This is a genomic window from Sneathiella marina (assembly GCF_023746535.1).
Classification (GTDB): Bacteria; Pseudomonadota; Alphaproteobacteria; order Sneathiellales; family Sneathiellaceae; genus Sneathiella; species Sneathiella marina.
Genome location: NZ_CP098747.1, coordinates 246879 through 261361 on the forward strand (window position 1 = coordinate 246879; position 14483 = coordinate 261361).

General features: G+C 47.1%; 16 protein-coding genes. 9 read left to right on the forward strand and 7 right to left on the reverse strand.

Annotated elements, in window-relative coordinates; genetic code table 11:
• Positions 1–17 precede the first annotated feature (17 nt).
• Genes NBZ79_RS01280 through NBZ79_RS01290 form a run of 3 tightly spaced genes read left to right on the forward strand, consistent with a single transcriptional unit; the run spans position 18 to position 2767 of the window.
• Positions 18–341: a hypothetical protein gene (locus tag NBZ79_RS01280; RefSeq protein WP_251934734.1), complete on the forward strand. Its 324-nt coding sequence runs from the start codon at positions 18–20 to the stop codon at positions 339–341.
• Entirely contained in the window at positions 338–1387 is a 1050-nt protein-coding gene (locus tag NBZ79_RS01285) for a CobW family GTP-binding protein (RefSeq protein WP_251934735.1), read from the forward strand. The genes NBZ79_RS01280 and NBZ79_RS01285 overlap by 4 nt, the downstream gene beginning before the upstream one ends.
• Positions 1388–2767, forward strand: a complete 1380-nt coding sequence (locus NBZ79_RS01290) for an amidase family protein (RefSeq protein ID WP_251934736.1) — start codon at positions 1388–1390, stop codon at positions 2765–2767.
• A gap of 28 nt (positions 2768–2795) precedes the next feature.
• On the opposite strand, the gene NBZ79_RS01295 is transcribed toward NBZ79_RS01290, so the two are convergent.
• Positions 2796–3281 (reverse strand): hypothetical protein, encoded by a 486-nt coding sequence (locus tag NBZ79_RS01295; protein WP_251934737.1) that lies wholly within the window; start codon positions 3279–3281, stop codon positions 2796–2798.
• Between the two features lie 122 nt (positions 3282–3403).
• On the reverse strand, positions 3404–4351 hold the full coding sequence (locus NBZ79_RS01300; RefSeq protein ID WP_251934738.1) for a glutathione S-transferase family protein: 948 nt from the start codon (positions 4349–4351) through the stop codon (positions 3404–3406).
• A 244-nt stretch (positions 4352–4595) separates the two neighbouring features.
• Here NBZ79_RS01300 and NBZ79_RS01305 point away from each other — a divergent pair, with 244 nt between their 5' ends.
• The 3 genes from NBZ79_RS01305 to NBZ79_RS01315 all read left to right on the forward strand — a co-directional run bounded on the left by NBZ79_RS01305 (position 4596) and on the right by NBZ79_RS01315 (position 5834).
• On the forward strand, positions 4596–4991 hold the full coding sequence (locus NBZ79_RS01305) for a type II toxin-antitoxin system MqsA family antitoxin (RefSeq protein ID WP_251934739.1): 396 nt from the start codon (positions 4596–4598) through the stop codon (positions 4989–4991).
• Positions 4992–5137: 146 nt separating this feature from the next.
• Complete coding sequence (locus NBZ79_RS01310; RefSeq protein WP_251934740.1) at positions 5138–5521, forward strand: allophanate hydrolase-related protein; 384 nt, start codon at positions 5138–5140, stop codon at positions 5519–5521.
• A gap of 151 nt (positions 5522–5672) precedes the next feature.
• Positions 5673–5834, forward strand: a complete 162-nt coding sequence (locus tag NBZ79_RS01315; RefSeq protein WP_251934742.1) for a hypothetical protein — start codon at positions 5673–5675, stop codon at positions 5832–5834.
• Positions 5835–5869: 35 nt separating this feature from the next.
• Here the strand turns inward: NBZ79_RS01315 and NBZ79_RS01320 are convergent, their stop codons facing one another.
• Genes NBZ79_RS01320 through NBZ79_RS01330 form a run of 3 tightly spaced genes read right to left on the reverse strand, consistent with a single transcriptional unit; the run spans position 5870 to position 8294 of the window.
• A complete protein-coding gene (locus tag NBZ79_RS01320; RefSeq protein WP_251934743.1) occupies positions 5870–7066 on the reverse strand; it encodes a cytochrome-c peroxidase in 1197 nt (398 codons plus the stop codon).
• Positions 7066–7482 carry a FixH family protein gene (locus tag NBZ79_RS01325; protein WP_251934744.1) on the reverse strand — a complete coding sequence of 139 codons (417 nt, stop codon included), beginning with the start codon at positions 7480–7482 and terminating at the stop codon, positions 7066–7068. The genes NBZ79_RS01320 and NBZ79_RS01325 overlap by 1 nt, the downstream gene beginning before the upstream one ends.
• Positions 7479–8294, reverse strand: coding sequence for an amidohydrolase family protein (locus NBZ79_RS01330; protein WP_251934745.1), 816 nt, complete (start codon positions 8292–8294; stop codon positions 7479–7481). The genes NBZ79_RS01325 and NBZ79_RS01330 overlap by 4 nt, the downstream gene beginning before the upstream one ends.
• A 134-nt stretch (positions 8295–8428) precedes the next feature.
• Between NBZ79_RS01330 and NBZ79_RS01335 the strand changes: the two genes are divergently transcribed.
• On the forward strand, positions 8429–9571 hold the full coding sequence (locus NBZ79_RS01335; protein ID WP_251934747.1) for a M14 family metallopeptidase: 1143 nt from the start codon (positions 8429–8431) through the stop codon (positions 9569–9571).
• An 18-nt stretch (positions 9572–9589) separates the two neighbouring features.
• Here NBZ79_RS01335 and NBZ79_RS01340 read toward each other — a convergent pair whose 3' ends face one another.
• Entirely contained in the window at positions 9590–10669 is a 1080-nt protein-coding gene (locus NBZ79_RS01340; protein ID WP_251934748.1) for a DUF2855 family protein, read from the reverse strand.
• Between the two features lie 503 nt (positions 10670–11172).
• Here NBZ79_RS01340 and NBZ79_RS01345 point away from each other — a divergent pair.
• Positions 11173–12108, forward strand: a complete 936-nt coding sequence (locus NBZ79_RS01345; RefSeq protein WP_251934749.1) for a transcriptional regulator GcvA — start codon at positions 11173–11175, stop codon at positions 12106–12108.
• Here NBZ79_RS01345 and NBZ79_RS01350 read toward each other — a convergent pair.
• Positions 12105–12638, reverse strand: a complete 534-nt coding sequence (locus NBZ79_RS01350) for a glycine cleavage system transcriptional repressor (RefSeq protein WP_251934750.1) — start codon at positions 12636–12638, stop codon at positions 12105–12107. The two genes, NBZ79_RS01345 and NBZ79_RS01350, sit on opposite strands and share 4 nt — an antisense overlap.
• 299 nt (positions 12639–12937) lie before the next feature.
• Here NBZ79_RS01350 and NBZ79_RS01355 point away from each other — a divergent pair, with 299 nt between their 5' ends.
• The gene (locus NBZ79_RS01355) at positions 12938–14443 is read left to right on the forward strand and encodes a cyclic di-GMP-binding domain-containing protein, MshE-related (protein WP_251934752.1); all 1506 of its coding nucleotides are present in this window, start codon (positions 12938–12940) and stop codon (positions 14441–14443) included.
• Positions 14444–14483: the final 40 nt, after the last annotated feature.

Below are 14483 nucleotides of genomic sequence, written 5' to 3' on the forward strand. Positions count from 1 at the left end.
TCGAAAGAGATAATCAGATGTGCGGGCTTTGTGGATTGTTGGGCATTGATCACTGGACAGAAACTTCAGCTAATGCCGAGGTTTTTTCCGGTGATATTGAACGGTCAATTCGTCATGAGCGTGCACATCGCGTATTACTTCTTAACAAAGCGCTGGCGCCTGTACGCATGAAAGCCAGAGATTTTCAGGCGTCCAGCTACATTATATCCTCTTCGACAGGTCGATCGGAGATAGTCCATGATATTCAAGCATTATGGTTGGCTGTGGAAAAAATGGGCTCGAAGCCTGTTGACCCTCTGAGTGCAGAATATCTTGATCAGCTTTCCAAGGGCCAGCCATGATACCTGTAAATATTGTTACCGGTTTTCTGGGTTCAGGAAAAACGACATTGTTACGAGAAGTATTGGGCCGACCGGAATATGCGGATACGGCTGTAATCGTCAACGAGTTTGGAGAGATTGGCCTGGATCATTTCTTGCTGGAGGAAGTGGAAGAAGGAATTCTGCTCCTGCAATCGGGATGTATATGCTGTACAATTCGATCAGACTTACAGGAGACAATCCGAAGTCTTCAAAAACGAGCTGGTGATGGTCTCATTCCGAAATTTAGGCGGTTAATAATAGAGACCACAGGTATCGCGGATCCCGCTCCGATCGTCTCAACCATCAGCTCCGATCCACTTATTAGTAAACATTTTTACCTTGCAAATATTGTGTGTACCGTGGATGGCCTCTCGGGAGCATCAAGCCTTGCGAGCGCACCGGAGGCTTTTAAACAGGCGGCTGTTGCTGACCGGATTCTGGTCACCAAATCGGATCTTACCGAGATCGACATATTGGTGAAAATAGAGAAAACCTTGCGTCACCTAAACCCTACTGCATCAATCCAAAGATCCAGCGGTGCGGAATTTGATACGAAGCATTTATTTTCTCAAGATGTTTTTGTCAGCAACGCGGAAGCAGAAGATGTTCTCACAAAGTTGGACCGCCACCTTAAAGGATCGGCATCAATTCAGGACCCTCTGAAAATTTTGCATGATATTTCTAGCTTCAGCCTCGAATTTCCGGGGTCAATTGATTGGATTGCATTTGGTGTTTGGTTGACGGCCACACTTCATGTGCATGGGGAAAATATCCTCCGTGTAAAAGGTATTCTCAACACCCGTGAATCTGCTGAGCCGGTTTTTATCAATGGCGTTCAGCATACCATGCACCCACCGATACATATGGATCGTTGGCCAAACGGCGAGCGAACATCACGCATAATTTTCATAACACGTGGCATAAAAAAGGATATTGTTCAACGGTCACTTCATGCTTTTCTATCTGCGGCAGATAAAGAATATAGACAAAATGAACTTGCTGATCTCACGACTTTCAGGACCTGAATGATGACCAATATTGAAGAATTATCATGGCGAAGCGCGGCGGATATTGGGCGCGCACTTTCCAATCGCGAGGCTCGATCTGTTGAACTTACGGAATATCTATTGTCCAAAATTCAGGAAAACCTCCATTCGAACGTGTTTCTGAACGTTACGAGAGACCGGGCCCTTGTTGAAGCACGAGCTGCGGACGATCGACTTGCAAACGGTGCAGCGATTTCAAAACTGGACGGTGTTCCTATTTCCTGGAAGGACTTATTTGATCTTGAGGGAGAAAGTACGACAGCCGGGTCAAAGTTCTATAGAAATGCAGCGCCGGCCACCGAGGATGCGGCGCTGGTCAAAAAGGCGGCGGCGGCCGGTATGGTCACTCTAGGAAAAGTAAATTTAACAGAATTTGCCTATTCTGGTCTTGGTTTAAACCCCCATTTCGGCACTCCAGCTAATCCGAATGATGCAAAGGCATCCAGAGCACCAGGCGGCTCTTCTTCTGGCAGCGGCGTGTCCGTCGCCTGTGGCTATTCACCTTGCAGTATTGGGACAGACACGGGCGGATCCGTCCGAATACCTTCTGCTTTTAACGGTTTAGTGGGATTTAAATCAAGCGAAGGCCGCTATGACAAATCGGGTCTATTTGCCTTGTCCCCGACACTCGATACAGTAGGGCCGCTAGCAAGGTCTGTTGAAGATTGCCAACTGATTGACGCGCTATTTACCGGGGCCGGCCATAGCTCAAAACATGCCGCACCTGTTGCTCGGTCTTTGAAGCACACGACATTATTTGTTCCGGAATCTGTCGTTTTGGATGATTTGGATATTGCTGTCGCCGAAAATTTTGAAACCTCGTTGAGGCACCTTGAAACTGCAGGGGCGAAAATATATCGAAGGAAGCTGAGAATTTTTGACGAGGCGGTACATTTGGCAGAGGAACATGGCACCATTACTGCAGCCGAGGCCTATTTTCAACATAAAGAATTGATGGAATCAACGGATATTAAACATGTAGATCGCCGTGTTGTTGCCCGTATATTAAAAGGCCGTGGTATGACGGCAAATGATTTCATTGCGCTGCGGCAATCTCGAGTGTCGCTGGCAAACAATTTAAGTGAAAAACTAGATGGAGCTATATTGGTAATGCCGACAACACCGATTACAGCGCCAGAAATTGCACCTCTCGACGCGGATGATGGATACTTCAATTATACTAATTTGAAGACTTTGAGAAACACAATGCTGGGTAATTTCTTGAACCTTTGCGGACTTGCACTCCCCAACGGAACCGATAAAAATAACCTCCCGACCAGCATCTTGTTCAGTGCCCCTGCCGGATCGGATGAATTGCTGTTGGAATGCGGCCCGTCCTTTGAAAATGCGGTATGTTGATTTTTAAGCGTTTGAAATGGATTTGAGATCAAATGCCTGGAGAATGACCGGGAGGCGAATTGCGCTTGTTCGCAATCCATTCATCGAGTGACCAATGGTCCCGATGGCGCAAAAGCCATAATGCGGCGAAGCCGGCGAGGGCGGCTAACGCTATTGAGCTGTTCCGATTAACTGGAAAATTATCCTCAATAACAAAGGGCGCTATGAGACTTTGGTAGATAACGGCGACGGTAACCAGATGCATAAGAAACAAGAGGCCGTATGACCAAAACCGCCACAGGCCCAAAGCTGCAAATATACAAACCACAATTTGAGCGCTTCCCATGAAATAAGGAAGGTTGGCCCCTATGTCGATCCCATGAAAATATCCCCAAATTCGAACATATTGTCCCGGTTCGATGATTTTATTGACGGCCCAGACAAAAAGAAACCAGGAAAGCCCCAACCGTAATATTAGTAAAGCAGCAGCCTCCCGCGTTCGATGATTTTCAGCGCTTTCAACCGGGCGTGCCATCTTGCGTTCCTCACCATTTGTGGAAGTGACATGCCCAAGACACTTCCATCAGAGGGGAGGCGGGTCAATGAAAATAGGGTCACAAGCTGTCACTGTTTCGTGACGGATTGGGCCGGCTCCGGTTATTCGAACCGGGCCCGGTTGTGAGGGGCCATAAAATCAAGGAGCGGCCCCTTAGGCACGATGCGGGACGGATTGACATAGTCATGACTGCCGTAATAATGCGTCTTAATCTCATTAAGTTCGACAGTATCGGCGATCCCTGGAACTTGGTATAAATCCCGCAGATAGTTCGACAGGTCCGGGTAATCGATCAATCGGCGCAGATTGCATTTAAAATGTCCGTGATAAACCGCGTCAAATCTGACAAGGGTTGTGAAAAGGCGCCAATCGGCTTCACTGATCCCGTATTTCAACAGATACCGCTGATGGGATAGTTTCTCTTCGAGCCAGTCCAAAGTCTCGAACAGCAAATCGAAGCTTTCGACATAAGGCTCTGCTTGCCGGGCGAAGCCGCATTTATACACCCCGTTGTTCAATGTGTGATAAATTCGGTCATTGAGGACATCGATTTCGGCGCGATAACCTTGCGGATAAAAATCATAATAGGAATTGGAAAGGTCTTTGAAGCCGTTATTGAGCATGCGAATGATTTCAGAGGATTCGTTGGATACAATCGTTGCTTTTTGTTTATCCCACAGAACCGGAACACTCGCTTGCCCTGAATAAAAAGGTTCGGCCGCCTGATAAACATGATACATGAATTTAGCCTCTTCGATCGGGCTGCTCCCCCGGATTTCCCATCCATTTTCAAGCATCATCGGCTCCACATAAGTAACCGAAATGATATCTTCGAGGCCTAAAAGTTTTCGAAAAATCATGGTTCGATGTGCCCAGGGGCAGGCATGGGAAACAAATAAATGGTATCGATTTTTCTCCGCCGGAAACTCCGAGGAATTGTCGGCTTGTATCCAATTTCGAAATTGGGTTTCCGTCCGGTTGAATTTCCCACTTGATTTTCGTGGATCTACACCCTTGGCAACCCATTCTCCGTCAATTAGGCGTCCCATATTTTTACTCCCGGTTAATTCGGCTTCAGGAAGAATAGGCTGTAAAATCGCTTCCATGGCAACCAAAAAAATGAAATTTCAGCCTTTGGGAATTTCACACTTAAATTTTTTTGCAGAATGTGTCATGACGCCATAATGGTGCCACAGTTTCCCTTCAAGAAAGGGCAATCAACAGTGTCCTTGTATTTGTTGACAGTCTTGGATGTTTTCGCTTTTTTTGTTTTTTACTCGATGAGGAAGAAAAATGGGATGCCTTCTCTGCGGTAGCGATGTCGAACCGCAAATGCGTAGTTATACTATTGAATATAAAGACCTGGAAACGGTTGTCGATTTGCCTGGTCTATTTTGTAGTAATTCTGACTGCGGTGAAGGAATGATTGAAGAATCCGCCTGGGACCAGGTTGCCAAAATCAAGGCTGAATTGAAAGCCAACTATCTTGGCGTCATGGCGCCCGACCATATTCGGGAAATACGCGTTAATTTGAAATTGTCTCAACGCAGAGCTGGACAGATTTTTGGTGGCGGCCCCAATGCGTTTCAAAAATACGAAACAGGAAAAGTAACCATTTCGCAGCCAATGAACAACTTGCTCAGGCTGGTCTCGAAATATCCGGAACTGATGGTTGAGCTGCGACGTTAAGAAAACAAGAAATCCATCTACCTCACTATCCCGATGCACAATTTTATCCCGGAACTGAACATAAAATACTGTTCAGGCCCTAAATGATTGATCGACTGCGAATTCCTTGATTACAATGATTGTAAAGGTGTAATGAGGGAAAATTCATGAATACAATATTGCTGGCCGTAAACGGAACGCTGATGAGAGGGCTTGAGCTCAATCAAAATATGTTAGATGCGGGTGCCGAATTTGTCGAAGAGGCGACGACAGCGCCAGAATACAGGCTCTGGACAATCAATGACGTCCATCCTGCCATGCAACGTGTCGAAACGGCCGGCCGTGAAATAATGCTGGAAGTATGGGAGGTACCGGTGGACGGGGTAAGCCGCATCCTGATGCAAGAGCCGCCCGGCCTTTGTATCGGGAAAGTAAAATTGGCCGATGGTCGGATGATTTTAGGTGTTTTGGGCGAAGCAGCTCTTTGTGCAGGGCAAGCTGAAATTACCCAGCATGGCGGTTGGCGGCGCTATTGCGATCAGGCCAGCTGAAGCCCCCTTATTTCCTTACGAATTCCTGAGAATATAGAGAATTATTGTAAAATTGTGCTTGTAATTCGGTTTCTTGATCACACATAGTAACGTATGGAAACATTTTCGTGACTAAAAGAGAAAGTTTCCGATAAAACAAGGAGTTAAGACAATGCAAAATATATCGGAAGATGATTTTGTCGCTCCTCAGGACGACAAGGGAAGTAAAAACCATTCAGCAAATAATCCGGAACCGGAATTTGCAATGGAATGCCTCGAGGAAGCACATGAAGGGCTTTCTTGGTTCGATACTACCGGTAACGAATTTGGCTAACTAAGATTGATACTGAACCTGCCTCAGTATCTTCCTTACTCCTCACAACTCTCTATTTCCAACTCAGTCTCATCCGTCACCCTAATGGGTGCAGAAAGCGTCTGTAAAAAGGCGATCAGATCTCCTTTTTCTGAAACCGTCAAGTTCAGGGGCCTTAAAATTTTCTCACCGTCTGAATGGAGCCTATCTTCATTTATCTCTGAATAGTGATCAATCACATCTTCCAGAGTTGCCAGGCTTCCATTATGCATATAAGGGCCCGTGTCAGCCACGTTCCGAAGGGACGGCACTTTAAACTCTCCGAAGTTTCGAAATTGTGATTTTACATGTTGTGTTCTAATGGCATCCCGCGGGGAACCATCGGAGTAGCGGCCAAGCAAATTGTATGGAGTGTTGCTTAATTGAGCGATGCCGCCAAACCGTCCCTTATCAACCTTTCCCTTGCCGACGAAATGGGGGATTCCGATGTCCCCAAATTCGCCATTTGTAAAAAGCGGACCAAAATGGCATAGATTGCATCGACCTTTGCCAATGAATATTTTTAATCCACGCTGTGCTGAGGCTGGATAGGCTGCCATTCCGGTGCGATTATTTTGGCTCAAAGCTGAAACGAATGTATCGAATTCTGTCGGCGCGGTAACCAATGTCTCCTGATAGGCGGATAAAGCTTTGCCGACAAGGATGAGAAGTTCTTCCGGGTCGGTGTCGGCTGCGGAGACGCTAAATGTTGTCTCAAACCCGCAGGAAAGAGCCAGATCATTCGCGATCAGGTTCTTAACATGTGCCGCGGAGCTGTCCATTTCGGCGGGTGTCAATATGGGCCGAATACTTTGCGCCCAAAGGTTATCACTGGCGCCATCCCATCCGAACCAAGTCGCCCATCTCAAGTTAGCCAGGCTTGGCGTATGTCGAACCAGCAGTTGGTGGCCACGGTTCAGTGATACACCATCCATAAAGAGACGATCGGGCTGATGACAACTGGCACAAGCGAGAATATTGCCCCGCGACAAGCGCTGATCTTTAAACAACAAGTTGCCGAATTTGATCGCATTATGATCGCCTGAGAACCGATTGGAGGGATCCGGAGATATTGAGGGCGGCCATGGCCCGTGGCTCAGGATACTCGAAATTTCAACCGTGTTGTAGATCGGGCCCGTGTCGGAAGCCGAAGCGAATCCAACCAGTCCGAAATACGCGAGAATGAGGGCGGCACACTTGAAGGTTCGGGGCATTATTCTAGGATGTGATCCAGGGAAACGGTTTCCGTTTGCCCGTCCTTTCTAAGAGCGACAAGGAATTGCCAATTGCCTTGCATATGGAAAACAAAACCGTCCATATGGTATGCGCCCATGTCTGAAGCAATTATACTGGGTTCATAGTTCATTCCGTGTTTATGCAAGGGCATTGTGGCATTTACCCTCACATCTCCGTCAAACGGAGAGCCCGACTTATGGCAGATCCGCAGATCAACCGCAAAGGGTTCACCGACGACGATTTCCTCCGGTGTTGTCTGTAGAGCAATATTGTAAGATTCTGTACCCAACAGGGTGAGGGACGGGTCTTGCAATATAGGGCAGGCAAAAGCAGTTATCGGCATTATCGCTAGCAATGACACCATGCCATATAGCAGGTTTAACAAGGGTTTCATTTCTTTAAAGCCCAGTTGGATAAACTGATGGCGTTCTGCCGGGCGATTTTAGTGGCGACTTCAGGTGGCAGATCCGCCAGCCATTCACGTGTCCAATTTGCGTTATCCTGAACAAAATACCAGCGTTCCGGCGTATAGGTATCTGTACCAAGCATAATCCTCTCCGGATATTCGAGGAAGAGTTTTCGCCACTCCGTGTCAACCTTTCCGCCGTTTGCCTGATCACTTCGAAAGGCAAGATCTGCCGTTAGGTTCGGGTATTTCTTGAGCATAAAAGCGACCTTTTCCGGCGGTTCAAACCCGGAATGCGCCCATAGGATGCGCACATCCGGATTTTGTGCAAACAAGAATTCGACCGCTTCCGCATCGGAATGGGCATGAAGGAAAATTTTATATTGATCTGCAAGCTCAACAACTCGGCGCATCACCGGCAAATTGGCATCTTCACCAAAGATATGAAACTCGCCAATACCGGCGTATGTGTTGGCTTTTAGCCTTTCCTCAAGTAGATCAATGACAGTCTCGTCGCGGAACCAGGTTCCCAATTCACCGCGCCGGCGGTAGGGGCGCAGGACAGGAACGATAAGATCCGGTGCGGCGTCATATAGCATTTGTGTCCCGTCATCACTGGAACTGGAGACAAAGGCTTTTTTCAACCCGGCATCGCGTAATACTTTGACGGCGTCATCAGGTGGCAGCATGTCCCAGGCGTCGTGGCTGTAGTGAATATGGACATCCACCAGTTGTTCGGCCGCAGAGACAATTTGGGGGGTGACCACAAAAACAATTAGGGTGGTAATGATCTTGAGCATTAATTATATCTCCCCTATCACCGGACGATTAAGTCGATTGTTATCGCAATTTAAGTCTATCAATATTCCGGTAAATGCCTGATCCTGTCAAAAGCTCTATGCCTGGGGTTTACTTTTTAATTGGGAATTCATTAATGATACGTATCTCCAGTAGTTTTGACGGCGGTAATATACGCTGCCTCACATGTACCGATTCTTCTGACATTCGATTGCAGATCAAGGCGGATGCCGCCGCGGATTTTTTTCAATGGTTCCATTTTCGCTTAACCGGTGGACAGGGTCTGGCGTGTGAGATGAAAATCACCAATGCGGATCAGGCTTCGTATACAAAAGGATGGGAAGGTTATCAGGCTGTCGCCTCTTATGACCGGGAAAACTGGTTCCGCGTGGAGACTGTTTATGAGAACGGCCATCTTGTTATTCGCCATACACCCGACGTCAACGCCGTGTATTACGCCTATTTTTCGCCCTATTCCATGGAACGGCATTCAGATCTTATTGCAGATGCCGGGCAATCGCCCGACGTTTCATTGAGCGTGCTTGGAGAAACTCTGGATGGTCAGGACATGGATCTATTGACCATAGGAGAGGCCGCGCCCGACAAAGAGGCCTTCTGGCTTATTGCGCGCCAACATCCTGGCGAAACCATGGCGGAATGGTGGATGGAAGGATTTTTGTCGCGGTTGCTTGATGAAGAGGATGCCGTCTCCAGGGCGCTGCTGGAGAAAATCTGCTTCTATGTCGTTCCGAATATGAATCCCGATGGCAGCCGTCGCGGCCATTTGCGGACAAATGCCGCAGGTGCAAATTTAAACCGCGAATGGTCAGAGCCGGATATGAAGAGAAGCCCGGAAGTCTATCTGGTCCGGGAAAAGATGATTTCAACGGGTGTTGATTTTTGCCTGGATGTTCATGGCGACGAAGGGTTGCCGTATAACTTTATCGCGGGGACGCAAGGGATTCCCAGCTGGACGGCCGAGAAGGACAGGCAGCTAACCGACTTTAAACGTCTTTGGCAACAGGTAAACCCGGATTTTCAGACAACCCACGGATATCCCGTTGCGGCAAAGGGAAAAGGCAACCTGGCGATGTGTGGAAATTACATCGCAGAAAGATTTGGCTGCCTTGCCATGACGCTGGAGATGCCGTTTAAGGACACTGCAGACACCCCAAATGATCTGTGGGGCTGGTCACCGGAACGGTCAAAAAAACTCGGAGCCTCACTGATTGATGTTCTGCAGCAAATGGGCGACCGTCTTATCCCGCCATCCGAATAACCTGGGCAGGGGCAAGTGTCACCCCGTTCTTATGACGTGACCCTCTGTCGGTAAGGATTTGCCGGAAAGAAGTTCTTGATAGGCGGTGATGCCATCATCGAGGTTTTTGCCTTCTTTGACCGTCAGCCACGATTTGCTTTTGATTGCAAGGTCTCGCCATGCGGCCAGGGTCTTGCCCTGGATAACACCCGGGCCCCATTCATCGTGACGTTTCATTATTTGAGCGGGAGCGAAGAACATTTGCGGTTTTGCGCCAGGCAAATCATTTGTCGGGCGAAATTTATCCCAATGACTGACACCGACAGAGCTGCTGACCAGAAGTTGTGCTTGCAGATGTGTGTGAACCTGAACGCGGACATCGGCGTTGCCTGACATATCCACATAAACCGACGGAATCTTCTCGATATCTTCCTCAATGCTGTCATATGTCACAACCTGATCACATGCCTCCAGGCCTAAGACGAAATCTCGATTTCGATTAGACGTCAATCCGACAATTTTTGGGGTGACGGTATCGTCATCAGACAGCAATTGGAGCAGCCCAATAGCTGTTTTGCTGGACGCGCTGCCAATCAGAATTTGCTGTGCACCAAAATAATCGTTGTCCAGGAGATAATCATAAATCATGTAAGAGGTGGCGTATAACGGGTAGAGGATTGACTGTAAATCCTCCAACCCGATGTCGTGATTTTGTGAATTATTCAATCTCAGATATTCATTATAAACAGCCGGTAATTGTGACCGGTGATCGGAGCCATCCGTAAAAGCATTTTGCCGGACCCGTGTCGGATGAACGATGAGTTCCTCCGCCATTGGGAAATACCCGTACAGTCTTTCTCCCAAATCCACTCCTTCACAGGCTGTTTCAATAACAACCGCATGCCCCCAAACAGGGACAATACCCCAGCCATCCTCGGCAACAGGGAAAAATTTCCAATATCCGATGAGATCGCCGGTGACCGCATAGGTGATATTGTTTGCCGTGAGGGCGAAGCTTTCCACCCGCAACCGCACATCTCCTTCGTTTAAAGTAAGGGAGGGTGTGTCCACGTTTCGTATTTGACTGATGTCGCTTTTCTTGACGAGAAGTTGCTGCATTTTACTTCCTGAGCTCTTTGCCTAAGTCTTGGGAGGAATGATCTCAGTAAAGACAAAAGACGTTGCCAAGGTCAATCGCAATAGCACGCAAAAGCGGGATAAAATTGCTTTTGCGTGCTATTGCGATCAATTGAGGAAAATGCAGGCCACAAATATTTTTTGCTGTTTCAATAGAGAGAGCTCAAACTTTTTCTAGTGATGAGCGGTCGTGTATTTCTGGGACGCAGTAATTGGTTTCAGGATCAAGCTTCTAATTTTACTAAAAGAAATTTTGACAATTGCATGAAACATTTCCGACCGTTCAATATGTGCTTTGTTGATTGCGATTTTGATTTTATCATCGCTTAGGATACTGTTTTCCATAATTATACCTTTCAAAACAACAGAAGCGTTAACAATTTAAGACTGCTTCCTATAACTCTTGAATGATAGTTAGGTCGTTGCATAAGTATCTGCAAACGAGTTATATTAGCTTTCAGTTAGAATTATTTTAAGTGTGGAAAATGCAAAGACTACCTTCCCTGAATGCATTGAGAGCCTTCGATTGCGCTGTTCGTCATATGAGTTTTCAAAAAGCGGCCGAAGAACTTTTTGTAACGCCGGCGGCGTTGAGCTACCAGATCAGGCAATTGGAAGAGCATCTGGATTTAAAACTTTTTGATCGTCTCAATCGTGCGGTCAGGCTGACCGCCGAAGGTGAGTTGTTGGCACCTGGCATTCGCGATGGCTTTATCGAATTTGAAAATGCTTTGCGACAACTCAATCGGCGGCGAGCAGACAATGTCTTGGTTATTTCCGCCGGGCCGGCCTTTACCGCGAAGTGGCTCGCGCCTCGATTATACCGCTTTATGTTACGGCACCCCGAAATAGATGCGCGCATATCCGCTAACTTGAAAGTCGTGGATATGCAGCGCGACGATGTTGATGTCGCCATTCGGTTTGGCCGTGGGAAGTACGATGGATGTGAGTCAATATTACTGTTCGATGAATATGTGACACCGATGTGCAGTCCGCAGGTTGCCGACGGCGAAAACGCGTTGAAGCAGCCATCTGATCTTGCACATCATACATTGATCCATGATGAAACCCATTTAGGTGTCTTCGATTTGGCCGACTGGCAAAGATGGCTGGAAGTTGCCGGGGCAGCCGATGTGAACCCGAAAAGAAGTGGACTGCATTTTAATATCGCTGACCATGCATTGAATGCAGCGGTTGCTGGCGCCGGTGTTGTGCTCGGTCGTTGGGTTTTGGCTCAAAATGATGTGGAAGCAGGGCGACTGGTTACGCCTTTTGATCTAAAAATAAAAGCAGATTTTTCGTTCTTTGCGGTTATTCACAAAAGTCGGTCGGACGACAAGAATATCCAAGCCTTCTGCACATGGTTGCAAGATGAGATCAGCGGGAATGTTGACGCAAGCGGAGCAGGTCCGGCTGTCTAGCTTTCAGCAGTTTCCGACGTCAGGCTTTGTCGAAGCTCTCCGGCTGTATTGCTGAGTGCGGCTAAGCAGGAATTCGTGCGCGATTTAGGGATATTGACAGAAAAATGGGTAATAAAAATATTTCCGCTTGTCGTCTGAACCTGATCTGATTTCAATCCGACAATATTAGCGTCATAGTCGATAAATACCTCAGACAGGCGCGCCAGCAATCCAGGTTGATCCTCCCCTTCACAGTGAATGTGATGTGTCACTTTTGTAGAAGGTGTTTTGGAGTTTGCTAAATCAATCTTTTTTACTTGAACAATTGCATCCTTCAGTCCGTCCAGTGAATTAATCTCATTTGACAAAGTTTCTTCTGTCAAATCCGAAGGAATTTCTATGATGCTCGTAAATACCCCATTTTTATCGAGGATAGCAAAGGATGTGTCACCGAGATTAATATTTCTATCAAACAGATGACCGGTAACTAAAGAGATCAGTCCAACCCGATCACTGGAATGCACCTTCAGTAGCGCTTTAAATGTTCCCATGTTTCCCCCCGTTATTTACTGCTGCACAGGATGCGGCGGAGTTCACTGCTATGCTAGCAATATGATCCCATATTCGGAATTGGGCAATATGTTCGTTCAAGACCCATGAATAATTTTCATGTATTTCCAAAACCGCACTCCGCAATGACTGCGAAAATTTAGCAGTTTTTGTTTGATTATAACGATGCGTTAACGAAAAGAGCGTAAAAAGTAGTCTACTAATTTTCTGGCCATGGACAGGTTGTCTATGATTTCCCGCAGAAATTGAGTGTTGTCGGGAACAAAAACGGAGATAATGGATGCTTATCGGTGATATCTTATTGGCGCAAAATCTGGTAACGCCTGAGGATATAAAAATTGCGTTTCATCGGCAAAAAGAAAATGGTGGGCGTCTTGGTGAAAACCTTGTTGCTCTTGGTGCGTTAACCCAGGAACAACTTGATAGAGCCATCTATGAGGCGCCGCAAGCTCCTAAATCAATTGAAAATTCAGGTATTCCATCTGCCAATCTCTTACGCATCCTTTTCAAGCTTGTCTATGTGAACAGCCTGGATACGGCGTCGTCAATTTCCAATGCCATTAAACTGCCCATTGGGGTTGTGAACCGGCTTATTCAGGAAGCCGGCGATCGCAAGTTCCTGGAATCCCTTGGGACGGCTGATCAATCGACATTTTCGGAAACCCGATATGTCATGACGGAAGCTGGTAAACGGTATGCGATTGAATCTCTGGATCAGAACCAGTATGTCGGACCCGCTCCTGTTTCCCTGCAGGCTTATCAGGCTCGCATCAGTTTACAGAAAATAACGAACGAGCGCGTTGAACAGGAAAAAATTGAAGAGAGTTTTGAAAACCTCGTGATTGCGGATGACTTTGTCCGGCGTTTGGGGCCAGGTGTCAATGCAGGCAAAAGCATTCTGTTATACGGTCCTCCAGGGAACGGGAAAACAACCGTTGCGGAAAAAGTCGCCGAGATTTTTGCCAATGTCATTTACATCCCGTACTGTTTCGAAGTCGATGGTCAAATCATTAAGGTATTCGATCCGAGTATTCACAAACCAATTTTGGGTGATGGCCAGAAAAAAGTCTCTAATGCCGGTTTGCGGCGTGAGGAATTTGATGGACGCTGGGTACCGTGCGAACGTCCGGTCATCATTACTGGCGGCGAATTGACGCTGGAAATGCTCGATCTGAGTTTCAATGCGCATGCAAAATATTATGAGGCGCCACTTCACGTGAAGGCGTCCAATGGCACATTTATTATTGATGATTTTGGTCGTCAGTTGGTGAGCCCGGAAGATCTTCTCAATCGGTGGATTGTTCCGCTTGAAAGCCGGGTCGACTATTTGAAACTGCATACCGGGAAAAGTTTTTCATTGCCTTTCGACGAGTTGGTAATTTTCTCGACGAACCTGTCTCCGGATGACCTGATGGATCCGGCGTTCCTGCGGAGAATTCCCTACAAACTTGAAACTGTAGGACCTTCAAAAGATCAGTATTTCGAGATTTTTAAAATGGTCGGAAATGCGCGCGGTCTCGAAATTACAGAGGATGTTCTGGAAATTGTGATTGAAGAATTGCAAGTCAAAAACAAGTTTGATTTAGCTTGTTATCAGCCCAAATTTATCATCGATCAAATCATTGCGGCCTGTAAGTATCGTGGTACCGAGCCACATATCGATGAGCAGCTGGTTGTCGATGCCCTTCGAAACCTCTATACCAGCAACGCAAAAGGCGCCAAGAAGACAGCCGCAAAAAGCCCGATGATTGATGACACTCGCGATGTCATGGCTGAAGCAGTGTAGCTAAGCGTAAAGCCGTCATTTTATTCTGCGAAGATTGGGA

What these genes read in the sequence shown, in the direction of transcription:
- NBZ79_RS01280 (WP_251934734.1), top strand. Translation starts at nt 18, where the DNA reads ATGTGCGGGCTTTGTGGATTGTTGGGCATTGATCACTGGACAGAAACT.
- NBZ79_RS01285 (WP_251934735.1), top strand. Translation starts at nt 338, where the DNA reads ATGATACCTGTAAATATTGTTACCGGTTTTCTGGGTTCAGGAAAAACG.
- NBZ79_RS01290 (WP_251934736.1), top strand. Translation starts at nt 1,388, where the DNA reads ATGATGACCAATATTGAAGAATTATCATGGCGAAGCGCGGCGGATATT.
- NBZ79_RS01295 (WP_251934737.1), bottom strand. Translation starts at nt 3,281, where the DNA reads ATGGCACGCCCGGTTGAAAGCGCTGAAAATCATCGAACGCGGGAGGCT.
- NBZ79_RS01300 (WP_251934738.1), bottom strand. Translation starts at nt 4,351, where the DNA reads ATGGGACGCCTAATTGACGGAGAATGGGTTGCCAAGGGTGTAGATCCA.
- NBZ79_RS01305 (WP_251934739.1), top strand. Translation starts at nt 4,596, where the DNA reads ATGGGATGCCTTCTCTGCGGTAGCGATGTCGAACCGCAAATGCGTAGT.
- NBZ79_RS01310 (WP_251934740.1), top strand. Translation starts at nt 5,138, where the DNA reads ATGAATACAATATTGCTGGCCGTAAACGGAACGCTGATGAGAGGGCTT.
- NBZ79_RS01315 (WP_251934742.1), top strand. Translation starts at nt 5,673, where the DNA reads ATGCAAAATATATCGGAAGATGATTTTGTCGCTCCTCAGGACGACAAG.
- NBZ79_RS01320 (WP_251934743.1), bottom strand. Translation starts at nt 7,066, where the DNA reads ATGCCCCGAACCTTCAAGTGTGCCGCCCTCATTCTCGCGTATTTCGGA.
- NBZ79_RS01325 (WP_251934744.1), bottom strand. Translation starts at nt 7,482, where the DNA reads ATGAAACCCTTGTTAAACCTGCTATATGGCATGGTGTCATTGCTAGCG.
- NBZ79_RS01330 (WP_251934745.1), bottom strand. Translation starts at nt 8,294, where the DNA reads ATGCTCAAGATCATTACCACCCTAATTGTTTTTGTGGTCACCCCCCAA.
- NBZ79_RS01335 (WP_251934747.1), top strand. Translation starts at nt 8,429, where the DNA reads ATGATACGTATCTCCAGTAGTTTTGACGGCGGTAATATACGCTGCCTC.
- NBZ79_RS01340 (WP_251934748.1), bottom strand. Translation starts at nt 10,669, where the DNA reads ATGCAGCAACTTCTCGTCAAGAAAAGCGACATCAGTCAAATACGAAAC.
- NBZ79_RS01345 (WP_251934749.1), top strand. Translation starts at nt 11,173, where the DNA reads ATGCAAAGACTACCTTCCCTGAATGCATTGAGAGCCTTCGATTGCGCT.
- NBZ79_RS01350 (WP_251934750.1), bottom strand. Translation starts at nt 12,638, where the DNA reads ATGGGAACATTTAAAGCGCTACTGAAGGTGCATTCCAGTGATCGGGTT.
- NBZ79_RS01355 (WP_251934752.1), top strand. Translation starts at nt 12,938, where the DNA reads ATGCTTATCGGTGATATCTTATTGGCGCAAAATCTGGTAACGCCTGAG.